Below are 24,547 nucleotides of genomic sequence, written 5' to 3'. Positions count from 1 at the left end.
AAGGCGTTTCAGCGCTCGATCAGGATGCGCAGCATGCGGCGCAGCGGCTCGGCCGCTCCCCATAGCAATTGATCACCGATGGTGAAGGCACCCAAGTACTCCGGCCCCATGGCCAGCTTGCGCAGCCGGCCCACCGGAATATTCAAGGTACCTGTGACCGCCACCGGAGTCAGACCCTGCAGAGTGGCCTCGCGGGTATTGGGTACCACGCGCACCCACTCGCTATCGGCCGCGATCATGGCCTCCAGATCGGCCAGCGGGACGTCGCGCTTGAGCTTGAGAGTCAGGGCCTGGCTGTGACAGCGCATGGCGCCGATGCGCACACAGAATCCATCGACTGGAATGGCCTGCGTCGAGCCCAGGATCTTGTTGGTCTCGGCCATGCCCTTCCACTCTTCTTTGGACATGCCGTCGCCCAGATCCTTGTCGATCCACGGGATCAAGGAACCGGCCAGCGGAACGCCAAAGTGCTGGGTGGCCTCGGCCGGCAGCCCGCGCTGCGCCGCCACCAGCTGGCGATCGATGTCCAAGATCGCGCTCTTGGGATCCTCCAGCAGCTGACGAACCGAGGCATTCAGGCTGCCGAACTGGGTCAGCAACTCGCGCATGTGCTGCGCGCCACCCCCACTGGCCGCCTGGTAGGTCTGGGTGCTCATCCACTCCACCAGCCCCGCCTTGTAAAGCGCCCCCACGCCCATCAGCATGCAGCTGACCGTGCAGTTGCCGCCAATCCAGTTGCGACCACCGGCCGCCAGTGCTCGGTCAATCACCGGCCGGTTCACGGGATCCAGGATGATGACCGCGTCGTCCGCCATGCGCAGGGTCGAGGCCGCATCAATCCAGTGGCCGGCCCAACCCGCTGCGCGCAGCTTGGGGTAGACCGCCTGGGTGTAATCGCCCCCCTGGGCCGAAATGACGATGTCGCAGCGCCGCAGTTGGTCGATGTCAAAGGCATCCTGCAGGCGAGTCTCGTTCTTGGCCTGTGCCGGAGCGGCGCCGCCGGCATTGCTGGTGCTGAAGAACAGCGGCTCGATCAGTTCGAAATCGCCCTCGGTGCTCATGCGCTCCATCAGCACCGAACCCACCATCCCACGCCAGCCCACCAGGCCCACCAAGCTCGTCATCTCAACTCCAAAAACACTTCAGTTCTTCTTCAGGCCAGGGCCCGCACCACCGCATCGCCCATGTCCGCCGTGCCCACCCGTTCGCAGCCCGCGCTCCAGATGTCGCCCGTGCGCAGCCCTTGACTCAGGACAGCCTGCACCGCCGCTTCCACACGATCCGCGGCATTGGGCAGGCCCAGGCTGTAGCGCAGCATCATCGCCGCAGACAGGATGGTGGCCAGCGGATTTGCCACGCCCTGCCCCGCAATATCCGGCGCGCTGCCATGGCTGGGTTCGTAAAGGCCCTTGTTGTGCCGATCCAGCGAGGCCGAGGGCAGCATGCCGATCGAGCCCGTCAGCATCGCGGCTTCGTCCGACAGGATGTCGCCAAACAAATTGCCGGTCACGATCACATCAAAGGCCTTGGGGGCCTTGACCAGTTGCATGGCGGCGTTGTCCACATACATATGGTCCAACTGCACATCCGGGTACTGCCCATGCACCTGGTTGAGTACGTCGCGCCATAGCTGCGAGGTCTCCAGCACATTGGCTTTGTCCACGCTGGTGACTCGAGACTGCCGCTTGCGCGCGGCCTGGAAGGCCAGATGGGCGATGCGCTCGATCTCCGGACGCGAATAGCGCATGGTGTCAAACGCTTCCTCCGTGCCCGGAAAGTGGCCATCGCTGGCCGTACGCCGACCACGAGGGGTGCCGAAGTAAATATCGCCGGTCAGCTCGCGCAGGATCAGGATGTCCAGCCCGGCCACCAACTCGGGCTTCAGGCTGCTGGCATGCGTGAGCTGCGGGTAGCAAAGCGCCGGGCGGAAATTGGCGAACAGACCCAGGTGCTTACGCAGGCCCAGGATCGCCTGCTCGGGCCGCAGCGCACGCTCCAGCTTGTCGTACTTCCAGTCGCCGACGGCGCCGAACAGCACCGCATCGGCGCGCTGCGCCAAAGCCAGGGTGGCTTCGGGCAGCGGATGGCCCTGCGCCTCGTAGGCGGCCCCACCCACAGGGGCCGATTCCAACACCAGGCCCAGGTCCAAGGCCTGCAAGACCTTGACCGCCTCAGCCATGATTTCCGGGCCAATGCCATCACCCGGCAACACTGCAACAAGTTTGCTCATGCGATCGCTCCGAGCGAAGGGCCGCTCCCGAGCCGGAGCGCGCTCTCTTGGGGGGCTGAGCCCGGACTGCGGTAGCCCAGTGGGCTACCGCAGCCTGGCGAAGGGCTGGGCCACCGGCCCTGCGCGGCCTGCAAGGTGGTGATGACCCACAGGGCCTGAAATTGGGGGCTCATTGCGCCAACTCCTTGCGCAGCCAGGGCTTGGCTGCCAAACGCGCAGCCTGAAAGGTCTCGATCTCGCTGCGGTGCGCCAAGGTCAGCCCAATTTCATCCAAACCATGCAAGAGGCAGTGCTTGCGGAAAGGCTCCACCTCAAAGGTATGGCGCTGCCCCGAGGGCGTGATCACCACCTGATCCTGCAGATCGATGCTCAGCGCATAGCCCGGGGAAGCCAAGGTCTCGCTAAACAAGCGATCCACGACCTCGGCAGGCAGCACCACCGGCAGAAGGCCGTTCTTGAAGCAGTTGTTGAAAAAGATGTCAGCGAAGCTCGGAGCGATCAAGGCCCGAATGCCGTACTGCTGAATGGCCCAGGGTGCGTGTTCGCGACTGGAACCGCAGCCAAAATTGGCACGCGCCAGCAGCACCGAAGCCCCCTGGTAGCGCGGCTGATTGAGCACGAATTCCGGATTCGGGCGGCGGCTGGCCGGGTCTTGCCCGGGCTCACCCCGATCCAGATAGCGCCATTCGTCAAAAAGATTGGGGCCGAAGCCCGTGCGGGCGATGGACTTCAGGAATTGCTTGGGAATGATCGCGTCCGTGTCCACATGGGCGCGATCAATCGGGACCACCAGCCCCTGGTGCTGGGTAAAGGCTTGCATGCGAGCTCCATGCCCAGGGGTGGCCCCGGGCGTTTACTTCTTTGCCGCGCCCTCGATCTTTTCACCCGCCTTTTGCATGTCCTGCCCGAACCCTTTCACGGTGTTACAGGCACCCAGCAAAAAGCAGGCGGCAATCAAGGCGATCAGAACTTTCATGGTCTTCCTCTAGAAGCGAAATGCAAAGGCCGCCATGATGCCGCAGCCTGCTGCTCCGCTTGTAGAGATGGGTTTCAACTCAGGCGCCGCACATCGACAAAGCGACCCTTGAGCGCCGCTGCAGCCGCCATGGCGGGGCTGACCAGGTGGGTGCGCCCACCGGCGCCCTGGCGCCCTTCGAAATTGCGATTGCTGGTGGAGGCGCAGCGCTCACCGGGTTCCAGCCGGTCAGCATTCATCGCCAGGCACATCGAGCAGCCCGGCTCGCGCCACTCAAAGCCAGCCGCGCGAAAAATCTGGTCCAGTCCTTCGGCTTCGGCCTGGGCCTTGACCAGGCCGGAGCCGGGCACCACCAGGGCCTGCCGCACTCCCGGGGCCAAGCGTCCGCCCAAGCGGCGCACCACATCCGCAGCTTCGCGCAGGTCTTCGATGCGGCTGTTGGTGCACGATCCGATGAAGACCTTGTCCACCGCGATGGAATCGACACGCTGGTGCGGCTGCAAGCCCATATAGCGCAGCGCGCGCTGTTGGGCGTCGCGCAGCACCGGGTCGGTGGCGCGCTCGGGCTCCGGCGTGAAGGCATCGATGGGCAGCACCATCTCGGGTGAAGTGCCCCAACTGACCTGCGGCGCGATGGTCGTGGCGTCCAGCATCACCTCGACATCGAAGTGCGCCCCAGGGTCGGAGTGCAGCGTGCGCCAATAGGCTTCAGCCTGATCCCACTCCGCGCCCACCGGGCTCAGCGGCCGCCCCTTCAAATAGTCCAAGGTGGTGTCATCCACCGCAATCAAGCCAGCGCGGGCGCCGGCCTCGATGGCCATGTTGCAGACCGTCATGCGCCCCTCCATGCTGAGGGCCTCGATGGCCGGGCCGGCAAACTCGATGGTGTAGCCCGTGCCCCCCGCCGTGCCGATCTGACCGATCAGCGCCAGCACCAGATCCTTGGCGCCCACCCCGGGCTGCAGCCGCCCCTCCACCCGCACCCGCATGTTTTTGGCCTTCTTGGCCAGCAGGCATTGGGTGGCCAGCACATGCTCCACCTCGCTGGTGCCGATGCCATGGGCCAGGGCCGCAAAAGCGCCATGGGTCGAGGTGTGACTGTCGCCGCAAACCACCGTCATGCCCGGCAGGGTCGCGCCCTGCTCCGGCCCGATGACATGCACGATGCCCTGACGCGGGTCCTGCATCTTGAACTGGCGGATGCCATGCCGGTCGCAATTGGCATCCAGAGTCTGCACCTGCAGGCGGCTGACCGGATCCGAAATTCCCTCGGCGCGCGCCGTGGTCGGCACGTTGTGGTCGCTGACCGCGAGATTGGCAGCCAGGCGGAACACCTTGCGCCCAGCCAGCGCCAGGCCTTCAAAGGCCTGCGGACTGGTGACCTCATGCACCAAATGCCGGTCGATGTAGAGCAGGGCCGTGCCGTCGTCTTCGCGGCGCACCACATGCTCGTCCCAGAGCTTGTCGTAGAGGGTCTTGGCTGAGCTTGTCATTGCTTGGTTATTGCTTGGACACCAAATCGGAACGGGCTGCCTCCAGGGCGGCCTCGGCGGCAGCGGCGGCTTGCGGCGGGCACAGGGCCTCGACAAAGCGCTGCACCACGGTCGGAAGGCTGTCGGCCTTGGGCGTGGCGACGCGGTACTCGCGTGCCGCCCAAGGTTCGGCCAGGGTCAGGCACTCCACGTCAAACAGTTGCGCAAAGCGCTCGGCCGGACCGCGCGGCAACACCGCCACGCCCAGACCGGCCTCAACCAACTGCGCAATCGCGTCAAAGCCGCGCACCTGCAGGCGCGCTCGCAGGGTCTTGCCCAACGCTGCGGCCTGCTCACGCATGAACTCCTGCGCGGCGGCCCCCGCATGCAAGCCCACCAGATCGTGATCCAGCAAGTCCTCGAATCGCACCGCCTTCAAGCTGGCCAAGGCATGGCTGCGGGGCACCAGCACGGCCAGGCGCGAAATGCGGTAGATCTGCGTATGCAGCCGGTTGTCCAGCACCGGCGGCGTGAAGATGCCGACGTCCGCCCGCCCTTCCGCCACGGCCGCCTGCACCTCGGCGCTGGTGAGGTCTTCCAGGCTGATGCGAATTTGCGGGTGGCGGCTGCAGAAATTGGCCAGATCGGCGGGCAGGCACTCGGCAATGGCCCCGCCGTTGGCAACGATGCGCAGATGGCCCTTGATGCCGCGCGAAAACTCCACAACCTCGGATTCCATGGCATGCAAACTGGCCTGCAGGTTGCGGATATGCCGCACCAGGGCACGCCCGGCCTCGGTGGGCTCCACCCCGCGCGCGCGGCGCTCGAAGAGCTTGACACCCAGTCGCGCCTCCAGATCCGCGAGCCGCTTGCTGGCGGCCGCCAATGCCAGGTGTTCGGCCTTGGCGCCGGCGGTGATCGAGCGGGTGCGCTCGATGGCCAGCACAAGATGCAAGGAGGTGAGGTCAAGGCGCATGGTGTTCACTTTAGAGCTTCGTGAATTAGGAAATCTTCGGCGATATGGACGATATCACTTCCCAAATCGCGAAGGCTCAAGCACAAGCAAAGGGTGAACCGCTAGAAGCGCACATCGCTGGGCCTCGTACGCTGTCGACATGAGGTTCTGGGTCGCCCAAGTCGGCGTTTTTTTCTGTCTTTCGCTGGCAATCGCCCAGCCCGCCATTGCATCGGCACCCCCCATCAAGGTCTGCGACGACGTGGCCGAATGGCCGCCCTTCACCTACCGCCAGCGCGGTCCGAATGGCGAGGTGCAGGCGGTGGTCCAAGGCTTTTCAGTGGATGTGTTGCGCCAGATCCTGAGCGCCCGGGGTCGCAGCTTTCAGATTGAATTGCTGCCCTGGCTGCGCTGCCTGCGCGAGGTGGAATCAGGCACGGTGCACCTGGCCCTGAATGCCAGCGCGAACGCCGAGAGGGCCAAGCAATTTCGGCTCAGCCTGCCCTATTACGGCACCACCCACAGCTATTTCTATTCGCGCCGGCGCTTTCCCAAGGGCCTGCGAATCCAGCATGTGGACGAACTCAAGCGCTATCACCTCTGCGGTGTGCACGGCTACAGCTACGCCGCCTACGGACTGAGCAACAACCAGATCGACCAGGGGGCTTTCAAGTTCAGCCAAGTGGTGGCCAAGCTGCATGCACAGCGCTGCGATGTAGGCATCGAGAAGTATGAGGCCGTGGCCGGCGCCCGCCTGGTGGGGCCGGACCTATTGGCCGACCCAGATCTGGGCCATGGCCAAATTCCCGGACTGGACGGCGGCGAGTTCCATATGTTGATCTCCCGCAGCCATCCCGAGGGCGAGGCTCTGCATGCCCTGATCAATCAGGGCATCACCCAACTGAAGGAATCGGGGCAGATGCGGACTCTGTGGCGCCGCTACCTGCCGAATAGTCCTTACGAATAGCCCTTACGAGTAGGCCTTACTGAGCGACGGGCGTCTCGGCCGCCCCATCTGCCTGAGGCTGCGCCTCTGCAGCCGGCGCCTGCCCCTCCATGGGATTCGAAGGGTCAGGGCCTAGCAACTTTCGCTGGCCTTTCTCGGCCTTCTTTTGCTTCTTGAGCAGCTCGCGCTGGCGTTTTTCAAACGCGTAATTGGGTTTGGCCAAGGGCTGCCTTTGAGTTGAAGGCCAACACCATACCCCTTGAGGCGCGGCGTCGGCCCTTCAGCTCAAGAAAAAAGTCCGGCCGGCGCCTGCACCAGCTCGATCAGCACGCCCTCGCCGCTAACGGGGAACTGCTCATTGCCCTTGGGGTGCACAAAGCAGATGTCATGCCCCGCCGCCCCCTTGCGGATGCCGCCCGGCGCGAAGCGCAGACCCTGCGCTTCGAGCCACTGCACGGCGGCGGGCAGGTCGTCCACCCACAGACCGATGTGATTGAGCGGCGTGGCGTGCACGGCCGGCTTCTTCTCGGGGTCGAGCGGCTGCATCAGGTCGATCTCGACGGCCCCCCTGCCCTCGCCCAGGGTCAGAATGTCTTCGTCGACGTTTTCGCGCTCGCTCTTGAAGGTGCCGGTGACGGGCACGCCCAGCAGATCGACCCAGAGGGTCTTGAGCTTGGCCTTGTCCAGACCGCCGATGGCGATCTGCTGCAGGCCCAGGATCTTGAAGGGACGCGAACTCATCACTTTTTCTCGAAACGCAGGATGGGTTGATCGACGCTGAGCGACTCGCCCGGCTTGGCGAGCACTTCAGCGATGGTGACGTCCTGCGCGGCGAAGAGGATGTTCTCCATCTTCATGGCCTCGATCACCGCCAGGCGTTCGCCGGCCTGCACCTTCTGCCCCACAGCGGCGGCCAACTGCACCAGCAGACCGGGCATTGGCGAGAGCAGGAAGGCCGAGGTATCGGGCGGGGCCTTGTAGGGCATCAGGGCCTGCAGCTCGGCGTGGCGCCCGCGCAGCACGGTGATCTCGACCTGGCGGCCCAGGTGCTGCAGTCGGTAGGCCAGCGGGTTCTTGGCCGTGCCGCGTTCCACTTGGGCGGTGAAGGCCTGGCCGTTGACGGTGCCGGTGAGGCGCACATCGAGCAGGCGCGAATGGCACTCGATGTCATAGACCTTGCCGTCGACCTCGCAGCGGGCACAACCGGCGCGGCCGGCGATCTCCGTCACGCGCACCTTCTGGCGCAACTGGTTGCCTTCGCCGAGAGTCGTGATGGCCACCACCTTGTTGTCCAGCCCCACCTCATGGCCGGGCAGCTGGCCGCTGATGCCCACCGCCCGCTCACGCGTCTTGCGGCGCACGAAGGCCGCCAGCGCGACCAGGAAGTCGGGGTCGGCATGCACGACCGACTCGGCCGCAAAGCCCTTGGGCCAGTGGCGGGCGATGAAACCGGTGTCGAACTGGCCGCTCTGGAAATCCGGGTGCGCCAATAGCGCGGCCTGGAAGGGGATGTTGCTGGCGATGCCGCGGATGACAAAGCCATTCAGGGCTTCACGCATGCGCTCGATCGCGTCGGCGCGATCCTTCCCGTGCACGATGAGCTTGGCGATCATCGAGTCGTAGTGCATGGGAATCTCACCGCCCTCGAACACGCCGGTGTCCACGCGCACGCCCAAGCCCAGACTGGGTTCGCCCTGGGTCAGATCGGTGGCGGGAGGCTGGTAGCGCACCAGACGGCCGGTACTGGGCAGGAAGTTGCGGAATGGGTCTTCGGCATTGATGCGGCACTCAATGGCCCAGCCCTCGCGCTTGAGGTCCTGCTGCTGGATCGTCAGGGGCTCACCGGCGGCGATGCGCAGCATCCACTCCACCAGGTCCAGACCGGTGATGCACTCGGTGACCGGGTGCTCGACCTGCAGCCGGGTGTTCATCTCCAGGAAGTAAAAGCCCTGGTCCTTGCCGACCACGAACTCCACCGTGCCGGCGCTCTGGTAGCCCACGGCCTTGGCCAGGGCCACGGCCTGCTCGCCCATGGCCTTGCGCGTGGCCTCGCTGATGAAGGGCGACGGCGCCTCCTCGATCACCTTTTGGTGGCGACGCTGGATCGAGCACTCGCGCTCCCACAGGTACAAGGTATTGCCCTGCGCGTCCGCCAGCACCTGGATCTCGATGTGGCGCGGCTGTTCGATGAATTTCTCCATGAACACGCGGTCGTCACCGAAGCTGTTGGCGGCCTCGTTGCGGCAGCTCACAAACCCCTCGGCGCATTCCTTGTCGTTCTGCGCCACGCGCAGCCCCTTGCCGCCGCCGCCGGCGCTGGCCTTGATCATCACGGGGTAGCCAATGCGCTGCGCGATGGCCACGGCTTCGTCAGCCGTCAGGATGGGCTCGTTGTGACCAGGAATGGTGCTGACGCCGGCTTGCATGGCCAAACGCTTGGAGGCGATCTTGTCGCCCATGGCCGCGATGGCGCCGTGCTTGGGGCCGATGAAGATCAGGCCTTCCTCTTCCACCCGGCGCGCGAAATCTTCGTTCTCCGAGAGAAAGCCATAGCCGGGGTGGATGGCCTGGGCGCCGGTCTTCTTGGCTGCCGCAATGATCGTGTCGGCCTGCAGGTAGGAGGCGCGGCTGGGCGCCGGGCCGATGCATACGGCCTCGTCCGCCAGTTCCACATGGCGGGCGCGGGCGTCTGCCTCGGAGTAGACGGCCACGGTCTTTACACCCAGGCGCTGGGCGGTCTTGATGACGCGGCAGGCGATTTCACCCCGGTTGGCAATCAGGATCTTCTTAAACATATTGGGCTCCCGGGGTGAACTCGCCTTCTCGGCCGGCTGCGCCGGCCGGCAAGCAATTTGTCGCTGGCGCGACCGCGCCTGCGGCGCGACCGCCTCGGATTGCAATCAGGATCTTGGTGAACATATTTGCTCCGCAAAAACGCGCGGCTTTGAGCGATTTGGCGCGTGAAGGGCTAGGCGGCAAGGAGATGGCGACGAGACAGTGCGCACGCACGGCGAGGAGCCAGCGACGCAGCCAACGACGCCATTCACGATGCCAAATCGGTCAAAGCGGGATGTTGCCGTGCTTGCGCCATGGGTTTTCGAGCTTTTTGTCTTTGAGCATCTTGAGCGAACGGCAGATGCGCTGCCGCGTCTCGTGCGGCTGGATCACATCGTCGATATAGCCACGTTCGGCCGCGACAAAGGGGTTGGCGAAGCGGGCCTTGTACTCGGCCTCGCGCGCAGCCAGTTTCTCGGGGTCGCCCTTGTCCTCGCGGAAGATGATCTCCACCGCGCCCTTGGCACCCATCACCGCAATCTCGGCATTGGGCCAGGCGAAGTTCACATCGCCGCGCAGGTGCTTGGAGGCCATCACGTCATAGGCGCCGCCATAGGCCTTGCGGGTGATCACGGTGATCTTGGGCACCGTGCATTCGGCGTAGGCGTAGAGCAGCTTCGCACCGTGCTTGATGATGCCGCCGTACTCTTGCGAAGTGCCCGGCATGAAGCCCGGCACGTCCACAAAGGTCACCACCGGGATGTGGAAGGCATCGCAAAAGCGCACGAAGCGCGCCGCCTTGATGGAGCTCTTGATGTCCAAACAGCCGGCCAGGACGAGCGGCTGGTTGGCCACGATGCCCACCGTCGCGCCCTCCATGCGCGCAAAACCGGTGACGATGTTCTTGGCGTACTCGGGCTGCAGTTCGAAGAAATCGCCGTCGTCCACCACCTTGGTGATCAGCTCCTTGATGTCATAGGGCTGATTCGGGTTGGCGGGCACCAGGGTATCGAGCGAGGCATCGCAGCGATTGGCCGGATCCCCACTCGGGCGCACCGGCGGCTTTTCGCGATTGGAGAGCGGCAGGTAGTTGAAAAAGCGGCGCAGCATCAAAAGCGCCTCAACGTCGTTCTCAAAGGCCAGATCCGCCACCCCGCTCTTGCTGGTGTGGGTGCTGGCGCCACCGAGCTCCTCGGCCGTCACCTCTTCGTGCGTCACCGTCTTCACCACCTCGGGGCCGGTGACGAACATATAGCTGCTGTCCTTCACCATGAAGATGAAGTCGGTGATGGCCGGGCTATACACCGCGCCGCCAGCGCTCGGACCCATGATCAGGCTGATCTGCGGGATCACGCCGCTGGCCAGCACATTGCGCTGGAACACCTCGGCATAGCCGCCCAGAGAGGCCACGCCTTCCTGGATGCGCGCGCCGCCCGAATCGTTCAAGCCGATGACCGGCGCGCCGACCTTCATGGCCTGATCCATCACCTTGCAGATCTTCTCGGCATGGGCCTCGGACAGGGCGCCACCAAACACGGTGAAGTCCTGGCTGTAGGCAAAGGCCAGGCGGCCATTGATGGTGCCGTAGCCGGTGACCACGCCGTCGCCAGGAATGTGGTTGGCATCCATGCCGAAGTCCACGCAGCGGTGCTGCACGAACATGTCCCATTCCTCGAAGCTGCCCTCATCGAACAGCAGCTCCAGGCGCTCGCGGGCGGTCAGCTTGCCCTTTCCATGCTGGGCCGCAATGCGCTTCTCGCCGCCGCCCAGGCGCGCCGCAGCGCGCTTGGATTCCAGCATCTTCTGGATGTCATCCATGGGTCTTCACTCCTAAGAAATCATTGAGCAGCGCGCGCGCTGCGGTGGAGGCGGCCATGCGGCCGCCTCGGACGTCGTCCTTCAGCTGCGGCCAGCGACGGGCCACCGCCGGGTGGGCGGCAAAGGCCTGGTGCAGCCCCTCTTCGATGCGCTCCTGCAGCCAGTCCAGGTCCTGCGCATGGCGCCGGGCCTCGAACTGGCCACCGTCCTTTTGATGGGCTTGATGGCGCAGCACCGCCGCCCAGAATTCGGCCACGCCCTGGCCATTCAAAGCGCTGCCCTGCAGCACCTCGGGCAGCCATTGCGCGCCATGGGCCTGGTTGTGCAGCCGCAAAGACGACACGATCTGCGCCCGCGCGCGCGTCGCCGCATTGGGGTCCAGATCGGCCTTGTTGATGAAGATCAGATCGGCCAGTTCCATCACGCCTTTTTTCAGCGCCTGCAGGTCGTCGCCAGCGTTGGGCAATTGCAAGAGCGCGAAGCAATCCGTCATGCCCGCCACCGCCACCTCGCTCTGGCCCACGCCCACGGTCTCGACCAGCACCACATCAAAACCTGCCGCCTCGCACAGGCGCATCACTTCCCGTGTGTGGGAGGCCACGCCGCCCAAGGTGCCGCGGCTGGGGCTGGGGCGGATGAAGGCCTGGGGCTCGATGGCCAGCTTCTCCATCCGGGTCTTGTCGCCCAAGATGGACCCGCCGGAGACTGAACTGCTCGGGTCCACCGCCAGCACGGCCACCGTGTGGCCCTGTTGCACCAGGTGCAGGCCCAGGGCCTCCAGAAAACTGCTCTTCCCCACCCCCGGGACGCCTGAAATGCCGACGCGGATGGCCCCACCGCTAAACGGCAGCGCCTCGGTCAGCAGCGCATCGGCCTGGGCGCGATGCGCGGGCAGGCTCGATTCCAGCAGGGTGATGGCCTTGGCCAGGGCCCGCCGCCGTGCGGCGGGCGCGCCCTCGCGTAAGGCCCGTACAGCCTGCACGCTCAGGCTCACGCCGTTTGGGCTTCTTTGATGTGCTTGAGCACATCGCGCGCGGCGTCCGGAATCGCCGTGCCCGGTCCGTAAATGCCCTTGACGCCCTCGGCGTAGAGGAAGTCGTAATCCTGGGCCGGGATCACCCCGCCGACGAAGACGATGATGTCCTCGCCGCCCTGGTCTTTGAGCGCCTGCACGATGGCCGGCACCAGGGTCTTGTGGCCAGCCGCGAGCGTCGAGACACCGACCGCATGCACATCGTTCTCGATGGCCTGGCGGGCGCATTCCTCGGGGGTCTGGAACAGGGCACCGATGTCCACATCGAAGCCCAGGTCGGCAAAGGCCGAGGCCACCACCTTGGCGCCGCGATCGTGTCCGTCCTGACCCAATTTGGCGATCATCACGCGCGGACGACGACCGGTTTCAGTCTCGAAACCCGCCACCTCGGCCGTCAGCTTGGTCCACTCATCGGGCGCCGTGTACGCGCCCGCGTAAACGCCGCTGACCTTATGGGTGTCGGCACGGTGACGACCCCAGACGGCTTCGAGCGCGTCACTCACCTCGCCCACCGTGCAGCGGGCGCGCATGGCCTGGATGCTCAAGGCCAGCAGATTGCCCTCGCCCGTCTTCGCGCAGTCGGTCAGCGCCGCCAGCGCAGCCTGGGCCGCAGCCGCGTCGCGGCTGGCCTTGATGGCCTGCAGCCGCGCCACCTGGGCCTCGCGCACCTTGACGTTGTCGATTTCCAGGATCTCGACCGGGTCCTCCTTCGCAAGCTTGTACTTGTTGACGCCCACGATCACGTCAGCGCCCGAGTCGATGCGCGCCTGCTTCTGCGCCGCGCTGGCCTCGATCTGCAGTTTGGCCCAACCGCTGTTCACGGCCTGGGTCATGCCGCCCTGGCGCTCCACCTCTTCAATCAGTTCCCAGGCCTTGTCGGCCAGATCCTGGGTGAGCTTTTCCATCATGTAGCTGCCAGCCCAGGGGTCCACCACTTTGGTGATCTGGGTCTCTTCCTGCAATATCAGCTGGGTGTTGCGGGCGATGCGAGCGGAAAATTCGGTGGGCAGCGCGATGGCTTCATCGAAGCTATTGGTGTGCAGACTCTGCGTGCCGCCAAACACCGCAGCCATGGCCTCGATGGCAGTGCGCACCACATTGTTGTAAGGGTCCTGCGCAGTCAGGCTCCAGCCGCTGGTCTGGCAATGGGTGCGCAACATCAGGCTCTTGGGGTCCTGAGCGCCAAAGTTCTTCATGATCCGGCACCACAGCAGGCGCGCCGCGCGCAGCTTGGCGACTTCCAGATAGAAGTTCATGCCGATGGCGAAGAAGAAGGACAGGCGCGGTGCGAAGGCGTCCACGGCCAGGCCTCGCTTCATCGCCGTGCGCACGTACTCCATGCCGTCGGCGAGCGTGAAGGCCAGCTCGATAGCCTGGTTGGCCCCGGCCTCCTGCATGTGGTAACCGGAGATCGAGATGCTGTTGAACTTGGGCATCTCGGCGGCCGTGTGGGCCATGATGTCCGCAATGATCCGCATCGAGGGCTCGGGCGGATAGATATAGGTATTGCGGACCATGAACTCCTTGAGGATGTCGTTCTGGATGGTCCCCGACAGCTTCTCGGGCGAGACGCCCTGCTCCTCGGCCGCCACCACATAGGCGGCCAGCACCGGCAACACGGCACCGTTCATGGTCATGCTGACCGATACCTTATCCAACGGGATGCCGTCGAACAGGATCTTCATGTCCTCGACCGAGTCGATGGCCACACCCGCCTTGCCCACATCCCCGACCACACGCGGGTGATCACTGTCATAACCGCGATGGGTGGCCAGGTCGAAGGCGACTGACACGCCCTGCCCGCCCGCGGCCAAGGCCTTGCGGTAGAAGGCATTGCTCTCTTCAGCCGTGGAGAAACCCGCGTACTGACGAATCGTCCAGGGGCGCACCGCGTACATCGTGGCCTGCGGGCCACGCAAATAGGGTTCAAAACCGGGCAAGGTGTCGGTGTGTGCAAGACCTTGCAGATCGGCTGCTGTGTAGAGCGGTTTGACGCGAATGCCTTCCGGCGTCACCCAGTCCAACCCCGCCACATCCCCCCCTGGCGCCGATTTAGCCGCTGACTTTTGCCATTGGGACAAGCTGGCGGACTCTAGGGGGGCTGTGGCTTTAGGTTCGGACATAGGACGCTCCAACGGGGTCGGGCATCATAGCGCCCGACGTATTCATAATTATGAATTCAGATCTGACTAGAATCTGACCGCAACCCACCCGCTTCATGGCCGCCGCCCCCCTTGCCCCCCACGCGCTCTATCAGGAGGTGGCGGAGCATTTGCGCCAACGCATCTTCAACCGCCAGCTGGAGCCTGGAAGCTGGATCGACGAAATGGCGCTGTGCGCCGAACTGGGCATCAGCCGCACCCCGCTGCGCGAGGCCCTCAAGGTACTGGCCGCCGAGGGCCTGGTCACGATGAAGGTGCGCCGCGGCGCCTACGTGACCGAAATGAGCGAACGCGATGTCCGCGAGGCCTACCAGCTGCTGGCACTCTTGGAAAGCGACGCCGCAGCGCAAGTTGCCACCCGCGCCAGCAGCGCCGAAATCCAGGAACTGGACGAACTGCATCAAGCTCTGGAGCAGCATGTGGCGCAACGGGACGAGTTCTTTCACGCCAACGAACAGTTCCATCTTCGCCTGCTCGCGATCGAGGGCAACCGTTGGCGCCAGCACATCGTGACCGATTTGCGCCGGCTGATGAAACTCAACCGTCACCATTCCCTGTTCCAGCCCGGACGGCCGCAAGACTCCTTGAAGGAGCATCGCGCCCTCATGGCCGCGCTGCACGCACGCGACGCCGAACTGGCGCGCAAGCTCATGCACCAGCACTTCCAACAAGGCCTAGCTGCTGCCCAGCCCACAGAGCGCTGAAGCAAGCGGATTGACCCGAGTTCGCGGCGCTTTTCCTCCCGCCGCCTCACCCCTCCCCCACTAGCATCCTGCGACCCCCAGCTCGCCTGTTCCAGGCGACCTGGGACAAACCCGCATTCGGGGAGAAATATGAAAAAAGTTCGATCAAGGCCCTCAAGTTCTGAACGGGCCACCCGAAAAGCCGAAGACGAGCATCCGGCATGTCTGGGCGGCGCGATCGCGCATTCCCGCACGGCTGGAAGCAAGCGGCCTTAAACAAGGGTTTGTACCGATGTTGAGCACCCCATCGCGCCAACGGGACCGTCGTACCGTTGGGGCGTCATCCGGCTGAGGGCAGTGGCCTGTCACCACTGCGTCAACCCCCGCGCGCAGCATGAGTCCCTCATGCGGCGCGCACGGTGCTTGAGTGCGCTCCAACTGCGCACCCAGGCCCAAACTGAAGAAGCGAGCACATCATGGCTTCCTTGATCTCGAGCCTGAATTCGGCCCAGATTGCTGGTCTGTCGACCTCCACCCTGGCCAATCTCACTTCGGATGATTGGGCGGCGTTCACGACCGACAAGATCCAAGCCCTGACCAGTGTTCAGGTGCCCTCCTTGGGGACTCGGGCGTTCAGCTTCATCAATACCGAGCAGTTCAAGGCCTTTGAAACCCAGGATCTGCGCCTGATCAACACCACGGCGTTGCGATCCCTGGGCACGGACAAGCTGGACGCACTGACCACAGATCAGCTCCCGGCCTTCTCCACCAGCCAGATGCGGGCCTTCACCAGCACGCAACTGGGCGGCCTGTCCAGCAGCGACCTGAACGCCTTTGTCACCGAGCAATTCGCTGCGCTGACCTCGTCGCAGACCGGCACCCTGAGCTCGGCCGCCATCGGCGCCCTGCAGACCGAAGACCTGGCCGCCCTCACGACCAGCGCCGTCCGTGGTCTGTCCAGCACCCAGCTTTCGGCCCTGAATACCGACGCGATCGCCGCATTGGGCAGCCAGCAGGCGGCATCCTTGACCTCGGTGCAGATCGCCGGTCTCTCGAGTGCCCAGCTCAACGCCATGGAGTCGGCCGATCTGCGCGCGCTCGCCACCTCGGCGCTGCGGGGATTGAACAGCGATCAACTGGCCGGATTGAGCAGTGATCAACAGCAACTGTTGACCACCCAACAGGTTGCCTCGCTGACCAGCACCCTGCTCAATACCTTGAGCAGCGATGACCTCAATGCATTCAGTTCGGCCCAGTTCGCTGCCATGTCCAGCAGCCAGTTGGCCAACCTCAGCTCGGCCGTGATCGGCAGTCTGCAGACTGAAGATCTGGCAGCCATCACCAGCACCGGTATCCGCGCCCTTTCCAGCACCCAGCTCTCGGCACTCACCACCGATGGCATCGTCGCGCTGGGCACACATCAAGCGGCGGCGATCACCTCGGTGCAAATCGCAGGGCTCTCCAGTGCCCAGTTGAACGCTTTGGAGTCCGCCGACCTGCGCGGACTCTCCACCGCCGCCCTGCGCGGTCTGAGCAGCGATCAGTTGGCCGGCCTGACCAGCGACCAGCAGCAGCTCCTCAGCACCAGCCAAGTGGCTTCGCTCACCAGCAGCCTGCTCAATGCCCTGAACAGCGCCGATCTGAACGCTTTCAGTTCGGCCCAGTTCGCGGCCATGAGCACCAGCCAGCTGGCCAATCTGAGCTCGGCCGTCATCGGCACCCTGCAGACCGAAGACCTGGCGGCCATCACCAGCAGCGGCATCCGTGCCCTGTCCAGCACGCAGATCTCGGCGCTGACCACCGACGGCATCGTGGCCCTGGGCACGCACCAGGCCGCCGCCATCAGCTCGGTGCAGATCGCGGGCCTCTCCAGCGCCCAATTGAACGCCCTGGAGTCCGCCGATCTGCGCGGCCTCTCCACCGCCGCTCTGCGCGGCCTGAGCAGCGACCAGCTCGCCGGCCTGACCAGTGACCAGCAGCAGCTGCTGACCACCCAGCAAGTTGCCTCGCTGACCAGCAGCCTGCTCAATGCCCTGAACAGCGCCGATCTGAATGCCTTCAGCTCGGCCCAGTTCGCCGGCCTGACGACCAGCCAGCTCGCCAACCTGAGCTCGGCTGTCATCGGCACCCTGCAGACGGAGGACCTGGCGGCCATCACCAGCAGCGGCATCCGTGCCCTGTCCAGCACGCAGATCTCAGCACTGACCACCGACGGCATCGTGGCCCTGGGCACCAACCAGGCGGCCGCCATCAGCTCGGTGCAGATCGCGGGCCTCTCCAGCGCCCAATTGAACGCCATGGAGTCCGCCGATCTGCGCGGCCTCTCCACCGCCGCCCTGCGCGGCCTGAGCAGCGACCAGCTCGCCGGGCTGACCAGTGACCAGCAGCAGCTGCTGACCACCCAGCAAGTTGCCTCGCTGACCAGCAGCCTGCTCAATGCCCTGAACAGCGCCGATCTGAACGCCTTCAGCTCGGCCCAGTTCGCGGCCATGAGCACCAGCCAGCTCGCCAACCTGAGCTCGGCGGTGTTCGCCACCCTGCAGACCGAAGACCTGGCGGCCATCACCAGCAGCGGCATCCGTGCCCTGTCCAGCACCCAGCTCTCGGCGCTGACCACCGACGGCGTCGTGGCCCTGGGCACGCACCAGGCTGCCGCCATCACCTCGGTGCAGATCGCTGGGCTCTCCAGCGCTCAACTCAACGCCATGGAGACGGCGGACCTGCGCGCCTTGTCCACGGCAGCCCTGCGTGGCATGACCACCGACCAGCTCGGGGCCATGACCAGCGACCAGCTGCAAGCCCTGAGCGGCGTGCCCCAGGTCGCTTCGCTCAGCACGGCCCTGCTCAGCTCGCTGGGCAGCGATGACCTCAACGCCTTCAGCACCGCGCAGTTCGCCGCCATGACGACGGCTCAGCTCGCCAGCTTGAGCTCGGCTGTCATCGGCACCCTGCAGACCGAAGACCTGGCGGCCATCACCAGCAGCGGCATCCGTGCCCTGTCCAGCACGCAGATCTCGGCGCTGACCACCGACGGCATCGTGGCCCTGGGTACGCATCAGGCCGCCGCCATCAGCTCGGTGCAGATCGCGGGCCTCTCCAGCGCCCAATTAAACGCCATGGAGTCCGCCGATCTGCGCGGCCTCTCCACCGCCGCTCTGCGCGGCCTGAGCAGCGACCAGCTCGCCGGCCTGACCAGTGACCAGCAGCAGCTGCTGACCACCCAGCAAGTTGCCTCGCTGACCAGCAGCCTGCTCAATGCCCTGAACAGCGCCGATCTGAATGCCTTCAGCTCGGCCCAGTTCGCCGGCCTGACGACCAGCCAGCTCGCCAACCTGAGCTCGGCTGTCATCGGCACCCTGCAGACGGAGGACCTGGCGGCCATCACCAGCAGCGGCATCCGTGCCCTGTCCAGCACGCAGATCTCAGCACTGACCACCGACGGCATCGTGGCCCTGGGCACGCACCAGGCCGCCGCCATCAGCTCGGTGCAGATCGCGGGCCTCTCCAGCGCCCAGCTCAATGCCATGGAGTCCGCCGATCTGCGCGGCCTCTCCACCGCCGCCCTGCGCGGCCTGAGCAGCGACCAGCTCGCCGGCCTGACCAGTGACCAGCAGCAGCTGCTGACCACCCAGCAAGTTGCCTCGCTGACCAGCAGCCTGCTCAATGCCCTGAACAGCGCCGACCTGAACGCCTTCAGCTCGGCCCAGTTCGCGGCCATGAGCACGAGCCAGCTCGCCAACCTGAGCTCGGCGGTGTTCGCCACCCTGCAGACCGAAGACCTGGCGGCCATCACCAGCAGCGGCATCCGTGCCCTGTCCAGCACCCAGCTCTCGGCGCTGACCACCGACGGCGTCGTGGCCCTGGGCACGCACCAGGCTGCCGCCATCACCTCGGTGCAGATCGCTGGGCTCTCCAGCGCTCAACTCAACGCCATGGAGACGGCGGACCTGCGCGCCTTGTCCACGGCAGCCCTGCGTGGCATGACCACCGACCAGCTCGGGGCCATGACCAGCGACCAGCTGCAAGCCCTGAGCGGCGTGCCCCAGGTCGCTTCGCTCAGCACGGCCCTGCTCAGCTCCCTGGGCAGCGATGACCTCAACGCCTTCAGCACCGCGCAGTTCGCCGCCATGACGACGGCTCAACTCGCCAGCCTGAGCTCGGCCGTCATCGGCACCCTGCAGACCGAAGACCTGGCGGCCATCACCAGCAGCGGCATCCGTGCCCTGTCCAGCACGCAGATCTCGGCGCTGACCACCGACGGCATCGTGGCTCTGGGCACGCACCAGGCCGCCGCCATCAGCTCGGTGCAGATCGCGGGCCTCTCCAGCGCCCAATTGAACGCCATGGAGTCCGCCGATCTGCGCGGCCTCTCCACCGCCGCTCTGCGCGGTATGAGCAGCGACCAACTCGCCGGCCTGACCAGTGACCAGCAGCAGCTGCTGACCACCCAGCAAGTCGCCTCGCTGACCAGCAGCCTGCTCAATGCCCTGAACAGCGCCGATCTGAATGCCTTCAGCTCGGCCCAGTTCGCCGGCCTGACGACCAGCCAGCTCGCCAACCTGAGCTCGGCTGTCATCGGCACCCTGCAGACCGAAGACCTGGCGGCCATCACCAGCAGCGGCATCCGTGCCCTGTCCAGCACGCAGATCTCGGCCCTCACTACCGATGGCATCGTGGCCCTGGGCACGCACCAGGCGGCCGCCATCAGCTCGGTGCAGATCGCGGGCCTCTCCAGCGCCCAATTGAACGCCATGGAGTCCGCCGATCTGCGCGGCCTCTCCACCGCCGCCCTGCGCGGCCTGAGCAGCGACCAGCTCGCCGGGCTGACCAGTGACCAGCAGCAGCTGCTGACCACCCAGCAAGTTGCCTCGCTGACCAGCAGCCTGCTCAATGCCCTGAACAGCGCCGATCTGAACGCCTTCAGCTCGGCCCAGTTCGCAGCCATGAGCACCAGCCAGCTCGCCAACCTGAGCTCGGCGGTGTTCGCCACCCTGCAGACCGAAGACCTGGCGGCCATCACCAGCAGCGGCATCCGTGCCCTGTCCAGCACCCAGCTCTCGGCGCTGACCACCGACGGCGTCGTGGCCCTGGGCACGCACCAGGCTGCCGCCATCACCTCGGTGCAGATCGCTGGGCTCTCCAGCGCTCAACTCAACGCCATGGAGACGGCGGACCTGCGCGCCCTGTCCACGGCAGCCCTGCGTGGCATGACCACTGACCAGCTCGGGGCCATGACCAGCGACCAGCTGCAAGCCCTGAGCGGCGTGCCCCAGGTCGCTTCGCTCAGCACGGCCCTGCTCAGCTCCCTGGGCAGCGATGACCTCAACGCCTTCAGCACCGCGCAGTTCGCCGCCATGACGACGGCTCAACTCGCCAGCCTGAGCTCGGCCGTCATCGGCACCCTGCAGACCGAAGACCTGGCGGCCATCACCAGCAGCGGCATCCGTGCCCTGTCCAGCACGCAGATCTCGGCGCTGACCACCGACGGCATCGTGGCCCTGGGCACGCACCAGGCCGCCGCCATCAGCTCGGTGCAGATCGCGGGCCTCTCCAGCGCGCAGCTCAATGCCATGGAGTCCGCCGACCTGCGCGGCCTCTCCACCGCCGCTCTGCGCGGTATGAGCAGCGACCAACTCGCCGGCCTGACCAGTGACCAGCAGCAGTTGCTGACCACCCAGCAAGTCGCCTCGCTGACCAGCAGCCTGCTCAATGCCCTGAACAGCGCCGATCTGAATGCCTTCAGCTCGGCCCAGTTCGCCGGCCTGACGACCAGCCAGCTCGCCAACCTGAGCTCGGCTGTCATCGGCACCCTGCAGACCGAAGACCTGGCGGCCATCACCAGCAGCGGCATCCGTGCCCTGTCCAGCACGCAGATCTCGGCGCTGACCACCGACGGCATCGTGGCCCTGGGCACCAACCAGGCAGCAGCGCTCAGCTCGGTGCAGGCGGCTGGTCTGCGCACCGACCAGCTCAATGCCTTCCAGTCGGATGATCTGCGTGCGCTCAGCACCAGCGCGCTGCGCGGACTGAGCAGCGAGCAGGTCGGCGCCATGACCAGCGACCAGTTGCAAACCCTGACGGCGACCCCACAGGTGGCCTCGCTGAGCACGGCCATCCTCTCGGCCCTGGGCAGCGACGATCTGAACGCCTTCAGCTCGGCACAGTTCGCCGCCATGACGACCACCCAGCTCGCCAATCTGAGCTCGGCCGTCATCGGAACCCTGCAGACCGAAGATTTGGCGGCACTCACCACGGCCGGCATCCGCGCACTCTCCAGCACTCAGCTCTCGGCCTTGACCACCGATGGCATCGTCGCCCTGGGCACCAACCAGGCGGCGGCGCTGAGCTCGGTGCAGGCGGCTGGCTTGCGCACGGATCAACTCAATGCCATGCAGTCCGATGATCTGCGCGCGCTGAGCACGGCGGCCTTGCGTGGGCTCTCCAGCGACCAGTTCGCGGCCCTCACGAGCGATCAACAGCAGCTGCTCAGCAACACCCAGGTTGCCTCTCTGACCAGCAGCCTGCTCAACGGTCTGAGCAGTGCCGATCTGAACGCCTTCAGTTCGGCCCAGTTTGCCGCCATGAGCTCGAGCCAGCTGTCCAACCTGAGCTCGGCGGTCATCGGCACGCTGGAAACTGAAGACTTGGCTGCCATCGGCAGCAGCGTGATCCGCGCCCTGACCAGTACACAGATCTCGGCCCTCACCACCGATGGCATCGTGGCCCTGGGCACCCATCAGGCGGCGGCGCTGACCTCGGTACAGGCCGCGGGCCTGCGCAGCGATCAGCTCAACGCCTTCCAGTCCGATGACCTGCGAGCGCTCACGACCGCAGCCCTGCGCGGTCTCTCGAGCGATCAGTTCGCGGCCCTCACCAGCGATCAGCAACAGGTCCTGAGCACCGCCCAGGTGGCCTCGCTGACCAGCAGCCTGCTCAACGCTCTGAACAGTGCTGACCTGAATGCCTTCAGCTCAGCGCAGTTTGCGGCGCTCAGCACGAGCCAGATTGCCAATCTGAGCTCGGCTGTGTTCGCCACCTTGCAGACCGAAGATCTGGCGGCCATCAGCAGCGCAGGTATCCGGGCGCTCACCAGCACCCAGGTCTCGGCCTTCACGACCGACGGCATCGTGGCCCTGGGCAGCCACCAAGCCGCTGCGATGAGCTCGGTGCAGATCGCTGGCCTCTCCAGCGCCCAGCTCAACGCCATGGAGTCCGCCGATCTGCGTGCGCTCACCACCAGCGCGCTGCGCGGCCTGTCCAGCGATCAGCTGTCCGCCCTGACCAGCGACCAGCAGCAACTGCTCACCACGCAGCAGGTGGCCTCTCTGACCAGCAGCCTGCTCAATGCGCTGAGCAGTGCGGATCTGAACGCCTTCAGCACCGAGCAGTTCGCCGGCCTGTCGACGACCCAGCTCTCTAATCTCAGCACCGCCTTGCTGGGCACCCTGCAGACCGAGGATCTGGCCTCGATCAGCAGCAGCGCATTCCGTGCGCTGACCTCGACCCAGATCGGTTCGCTGAGCACCGATGGCATCGTGGCCCTGGGCACGCACCAGGTGGCAGCCATGAGTTCGGTGCAGGCTGCCGGGTTCCGCACCGACCAGTTGGTGGCCCTGCAATCCGATGACTTGCGGGCACTCAGCACCTCGGCGCTGCGTGGCTTGAGTACCGAGCAGTTCACTGCTTTCACCACCGACCACATCCCGCAGCTGACGGCGGCCCAGGTCACTAGCCTGCAGTCCAGCCACATCGCGGTGCTCTCCACGGCCGAGTTGGATGCCATGACGACGAACCAGTTCGCCGCCATGACAGCCACCCAGGCCGCGGGCTTCAACACCGCGCATATGGTCGCGCTGGCCTCCGAGGACTTGCGAGCCCTGTCGATCTTTGCCATCCGCGGACTGAGCACAGACAACCTGGCCGCGCTGACAACCGATCAGATCCCGCAGCTCACCGCGCTGCAGGTCGGCGCGCTGACCACCAGTCAGGTGGCCGGCCTGCAGACCGATGATCTGGTGGCCTTGAGCACCGAGCAGGTGGTGGCGCTGAGCTCCTCACAGATGGCGGCCATGTCCAGCGCCCAGATTGGAGCGCTGGCCACCGACGATGTGCGGGTGCTGACCAGCGCGCAGGTGCGCGGCCTGGGGTCCGAAGATCTGAGCGCGATGAACACCGACCAGATCGCGGCCCTGTCCTCAGTCGCAGCAGGGTCGCTGACCAGCGGCCAGATCGCTGGCCTGAGCTCCGCCGATATGGGGGCCCTGGCCTCGGATGCGGTGCGCGCACTCAGCACCTCCACGGTGCGTGCGTTGACCAGTGAGCAGGTGGCCGGCCTGACCAGCGATCAGGTCTCCACCTTGACCACCACACAGATCGGCGCTCTGCGCACCGATGCCGTGGTGGCCCTGGGCACTGAAGACTACGCGGCCATGACGAGCAGCCAGTTCGCCGGCTTCACGTCCTCGCAGATCGCGGTGATTGAAACCGCCGATCTGCGGCAGTTGGCCAGCGATGACATCAAGGCCCTGTCCAGCGTGCAGATCGATGGCTTCACGACCGAGCACATCGCCTCGCTGACCAGCGATCAGATCGACGGCCTGGACACCGTGGACATCGCATCGATGAGCATGACCCAGGTGCTGGCCTTCAACACCGACCAGATCACTTCGATGACCGACGAGCAGCGCAATGCGCTGTTCCTGGCCACGCCGATCATGCTGGACCTGGATGGCAACGGCATCCAGACGGTGGCGGCAGCCCAAGGGGTCAACTTCGACCTCTTCGGCTCCGGCACCAGCGCGCAGTGGGGTTGGACGGCCGGCGCTGATGGTCTGCTGGCCATGGACCTGAACGGTGATGGTGTCATCAATGATGGCCGTGAGTTGTTCGGCTCCGGCACCCGCCTGGCCGACGGCAGCGTCGGCGCCGATGGCTACACCGCCCTGGCGCAGCAAGACAGCGACAAGGACGGCGACATCGACGCCAATGACGCCAACTTCAACCAGATGCGAGTCTGGGTGGACGCCGATCACGACGGCATCACCGACGCGGGCGAGTTGAAGACGCTGACCGAGCTCGGGATCGCCAGCCTCAACCTCAATGCCATGAAGGGCAGCGAGGTCGACAACGGCAACGTGCTGGGTCTGGTCTCGAGCTTCACACGCACCGATGGCAGCACCAGTCAGATGGCTGACGTGTGGTTCGCCAAACACAAGCCTGAAGAGGGTGCACCGCCACCCAGCTTGGGCGATGTGCTGGCCGCGCCGAATAGTCTGCCCCTGCCGGATCCCAACCCAGGGTCCGCCGGCACCGCCCAGGTCCATCCGGGCGGGGCCCCGCTGATCATGGTCAGAAAGTACCTGGACGACGACGAGCTCTTCAAGCCGCCGCTGATCTAAGCCCTAGCGCGAACGCCCGGCACTGTGCCGGGCCCCAAGGCCTCCCTCGGGAGGCCTTTTCTTTGATTTCTGCAACCAAGACTGAGGCTCCTTGCAGGG

Annotated in this window: 15 protein-coding genes; 3 read left to right on the top strand and 12 right to left on the bottom strand. The window is 65.5% G+C overall.

Annotation, left to right across the window (positions count from 1 at the left end):
* Positions 1 to 8: 8 nt before the first annotated feature.
* From asd to FF090_RS09570, 6 genes are all read right to left on the bottom strand, one after another.
* On the bottom strand, positions 9 to 1,124 hold the full coding sequence (gene asd / locus FF090_RS09595) for an aspartate-semialdehyde dehydrogenase (RefSeq protein ID WP_138856514.1): 1,116 nt from the start codon (positions 1,122 to 1,124) through the stop codon (positions 9 to 11).
* Between the two features lie 29 nt (positions 1,125 to 1,153).
* Positions 1,154 to 2,230 (bottom strand): 3-isopropylmalate dehydrogenase, encoded by a 1,077-nt coding sequence (gene leuB / locus FF090_RS09590; RefSeq protein WP_138856513.1) that lies wholly within the window; start codon positions 2,228 to 2,230, stop codon positions 1,154 to 1,156.
* Between the two features lie 169 nt (positions 2,231 to 2,399).
* A complete protein-coding gene (gene leuD / locus FF090_RS09585) occupies positions 2,400 to 3,050 on the bottom strand; it encodes a 3-isopropylmalate dehydratase small subunit (protein WP_138856512.1) in 651 nt (216 codons plus the stop codon).
* Between the two features lie 33 nt (positions 3,051 to 3,083).
* The gene (locus tag FF090_RS09580; RefSeq protein ID WP_138856511.1) at positions 3,084 to 3,206 is read right to left on the bottom strand and encodes an entericidin A/B family lipoprotein; all 123 of its coding nucleotides are present in this window, start codon (positions 3,204 to 3,206) and stop codon (positions 3,084 to 3,086) included.
* Positions 3,207 to 3,280: 74 nt separating this feature from the next.
* Complete coding sequence (leuC, locus tag FF090_RS09575; protein ID WP_138856510.1) at positions 3,281 to 4,699, bottom strand: 3-isopropylmalate dehydratase large subunit; 1,419 nt, start codon at positions 4,697 to 4,699, stop codon at positions 3,281 to 3,283.
* A 7-nt stretch (positions 4,700 to 4,706) separates the two neighbouring features.
* Positions 4,707 to 5,654, bottom strand: a complete 948-nt coding sequence (locus tag FF090_RS09570; protein ID WP_138856509.1) for a LysR family transcriptional regulator — start codon at positions 5,652 to 5,654, stop codon at positions 4,707 to 4,709.
* A gap of 139 nt (positions 5,655 to 5,793) precedes the next feature.
* Between FF090_RS09570 and FF090_RS09565 the strand changes: the two genes are divergently transcribed.
* Positions 5,794 to 6,600, top strand: coding sequence for a substrate-binding periplasmic protein (locus FF090_RS09565; RefSeq protein ID WP_138856508.1), 807 nt, complete (start codon positions 5,794 to 5,796; stop codon positions 6,598 to 6,600).
* A gap of 16 nt (positions 6,601 to 6,616) precedes the next feature.
* On the opposite strand, the gene FF090_RS09560 is transcribed toward FF090_RS09565, so the two are convergent.
* The 6 genes from FF090_RS09560 to scpA all read right to left on the bottom strand — a co-directional run bounded on the left by FF090_RS09560 (position 6,617) and on the right by scpA (position 14,328).
* Positions 6,617 to 6,802 carry a hypothetical protein gene (locus FF090_RS09560; RefSeq protein WP_138856507.1) on the bottom strand — a complete coding sequence of 62 codons (186 nt, stop codon included), beginning with the start codon at positions 6,800 to 6,802 and terminating at the stop codon, positions 6,617 to 6,619.
* Positions 6,803 to 6,864: 62 nt separating this feature from the next.
* The gene (locus FF090_RS09555) at positions 6,865 to 7,320 is read right to left on the bottom strand and encodes a VOC family protein (RefSeq protein ID WP_138856506.1); all 456 of its coding nucleotides are present in this window, start codon (positions 7,318 to 7,320) and stop codon (positions 6,865 to 6,867) included.
* Positions 7,320 to 9,374 (bottom strand): acetyl-CoA carboxylase biotin carboxylase subunit, encoded by a 2,055-nt coding sequence (gene accC, locus FF090_RS09550; RefSeq protein WP_138856505.1) that lies wholly within the window; start codon positions 9,372 to 9,374, stop codon positions 7,320 to 7,322. Before accC ends, FF090_RS09555 begins: the two co-directional genes overlap by 1 nt.
* Before the next feature lie 265 nt (positions 9,375 to 9,639).
* The gene (locus FF090_RS09545; protein ID WP_138856504.1) at positions 9,640 to 11,172 is read right to left on the bottom strand and encodes an acyl-CoA carboxylase subunit beta; all 1,533 of its coding nucleotides are present in this window, start codon (positions 11,170 to 11,172) and stop codon (positions 9,640 to 9,642) included.
* Positions 11,165 to 12,166 (bottom strand): methylmalonyl Co-A mutase-associated GTPase MeaB, encoded by a 1,002-nt coding sequence (gene meaB, locus FF090_RS09540; RefSeq protein ID WP_375137408.1) that lies wholly within the window; start codon positions 12,164 to 12,166, stop codon positions 11,165 to 11,167. The genes FF090_RS09545 and meaB overlap by 8 nt, the downstream gene beginning before the upstream one ends.
* Entirely contained in the window at positions 12,163 to 14,328 is a 2,166-nt protein-coding gene (gene scpA, locus FF090_RS09535) for a methylmalonyl-CoA mutase (protein WP_138856503.1), read from the bottom strand. Before scpA ends, meaB begins: the two co-directional genes overlap by 4 nt.
* 95 nt (positions 14,329 to 14,423) lie before the next feature.
* Here scpA and FF090_RS09530 point away from each other — a divergent pair, with 95 nt between their 5' ends.
* Positions 14,424 to 15,071 (top strand): GntR family transcriptional regulator, encoded by a 648-nt coding sequence (locus tag FF090_RS09530; RefSeq protein WP_138856502.1) that lies wholly within the window; start codon positions 14,424 to 14,426, stop codon positions 15,069 to 15,071.
* 455 nt (positions 15,072 to 15,526) lie between these two features.
* Positions 15,527 to 24,448: an SPM autocatalytic domain-containing protein gene (locus FF090_RS09525; RefSeq protein WP_138856501.1), complete on the top strand. Its 8,922-nt coding sequence runs from the start codon at positions 15,527 to 15,529 to the stop codon at positions 24,446 to 24,448.
* Positions 24,449 to 24,547: the final 99 nt, after the last annotated feature.

The organism is Inhella inkyongensis (assembly GCF_005952805.1).
Lineage (GTDB): Bacteria > Pseudomonadota > Gammaproteobacteria > Burkholderiales > Burkholderiaceae_C > Inhella > Inhella inkyongensis.
The sequence above is the reverse complement of the archived record's forward strand: the minus strand, read 5'-3'. Positions and strand labels throughout refer to the sequence as shown.

Excerpts from the sequence above, each read along its gene's own strand:
- asd (WP_138856514.1), bottom strand. The coding sequence starts at position 1,124 with ATGACGAGCTTGGTGGGCCTGGTGGGCTGGCGTGGGATGGTGGGTTCG.
- leuB (WP_138856513.1), bottom strand. The coding sequence starts at position 2,230 with ATGAGCAAACTTGTTGCAGTGTTGCCGGGTGATGGCATTGGCCCGGAA.
- leuD (WP_138856512.1), bottom strand. The coding sequence starts at position 3,050 with ATGCAAGCCTTTACCCAGCACCAGGGGCTGGTGGTCCCGATTGATCGC.
- FF090_RS09580 (WP_138856511.1), bottom strand. The coding sequence starts at position 3,206 with ATGAAAGTTCTGATCGCCTTGATTGCCGCCTGCTTTTTGCTGGGTGCC.
- leuC (WP_138856510.1), bottom strand. The coding sequence starts at position 4,699 with ATGACAAGCTCAGCCAAGACCCTCTACGACAAGCTCTGGGACGAGCAT.
- FF090_RS09570 (WP_138856509.1), bottom strand. The coding sequence starts at position 5,654 with ATGCGCCTTGACCTCACCTCCTTGCATCTTGTGCTGGCCATCGAGCGC.
- FF090_RS09565 (WP_138856508.1), top strand. The coding sequence starts at position 5,794 with ATGAGGTTCTGGGTCGCCCAAGTCGGCGTTTTTTTCTGTCTTTCGCTG.
- FF090_RS09555 (WP_138856506.1), bottom strand. The coding sequence starts at position 7,320 with ATGAGTTCGCGTCCCTTCAAGATCCTGGGCCTGCAGCAGATCGCCATC.
- accC (WP_138856505.1), bottom strand. The coding sequence starts at position 9,374 with ATGTTTAAGAAGATCCTGATTGCCAACCGGGGTGAAATCGCCTGCCGC.
- FF090_RS09545 (WP_138856504.1), bottom strand. The coding sequence starts at position 11,172 with ATGGATGACATCCAGAAGATGCTGGAATCCAAGCGCGCTGCGGCGCGC.
- scpA (WP_138856503.1), bottom strand. The coding sequence starts at position 14,328 with ATGTCCGAACCTAAAGCCACAGCCCCCCTAGAGTCCGCCAGCTTGTCC.
- FF090_RS09530 (WP_138856502.1), top strand. The coding sequence starts at position 14,424 with ATGGCCGCCGCCCCCCTTGCCCCCCACGCGCTCTATCAGGAGGTGGCG.
- FF090_RS09525 (WP_138856501.1), top strand. The coding sequence starts at position 15,527 with ATGGCTTCCTTGATCTCGAGCCTGAATTCGGCCCAGATTGCTGGTCTG.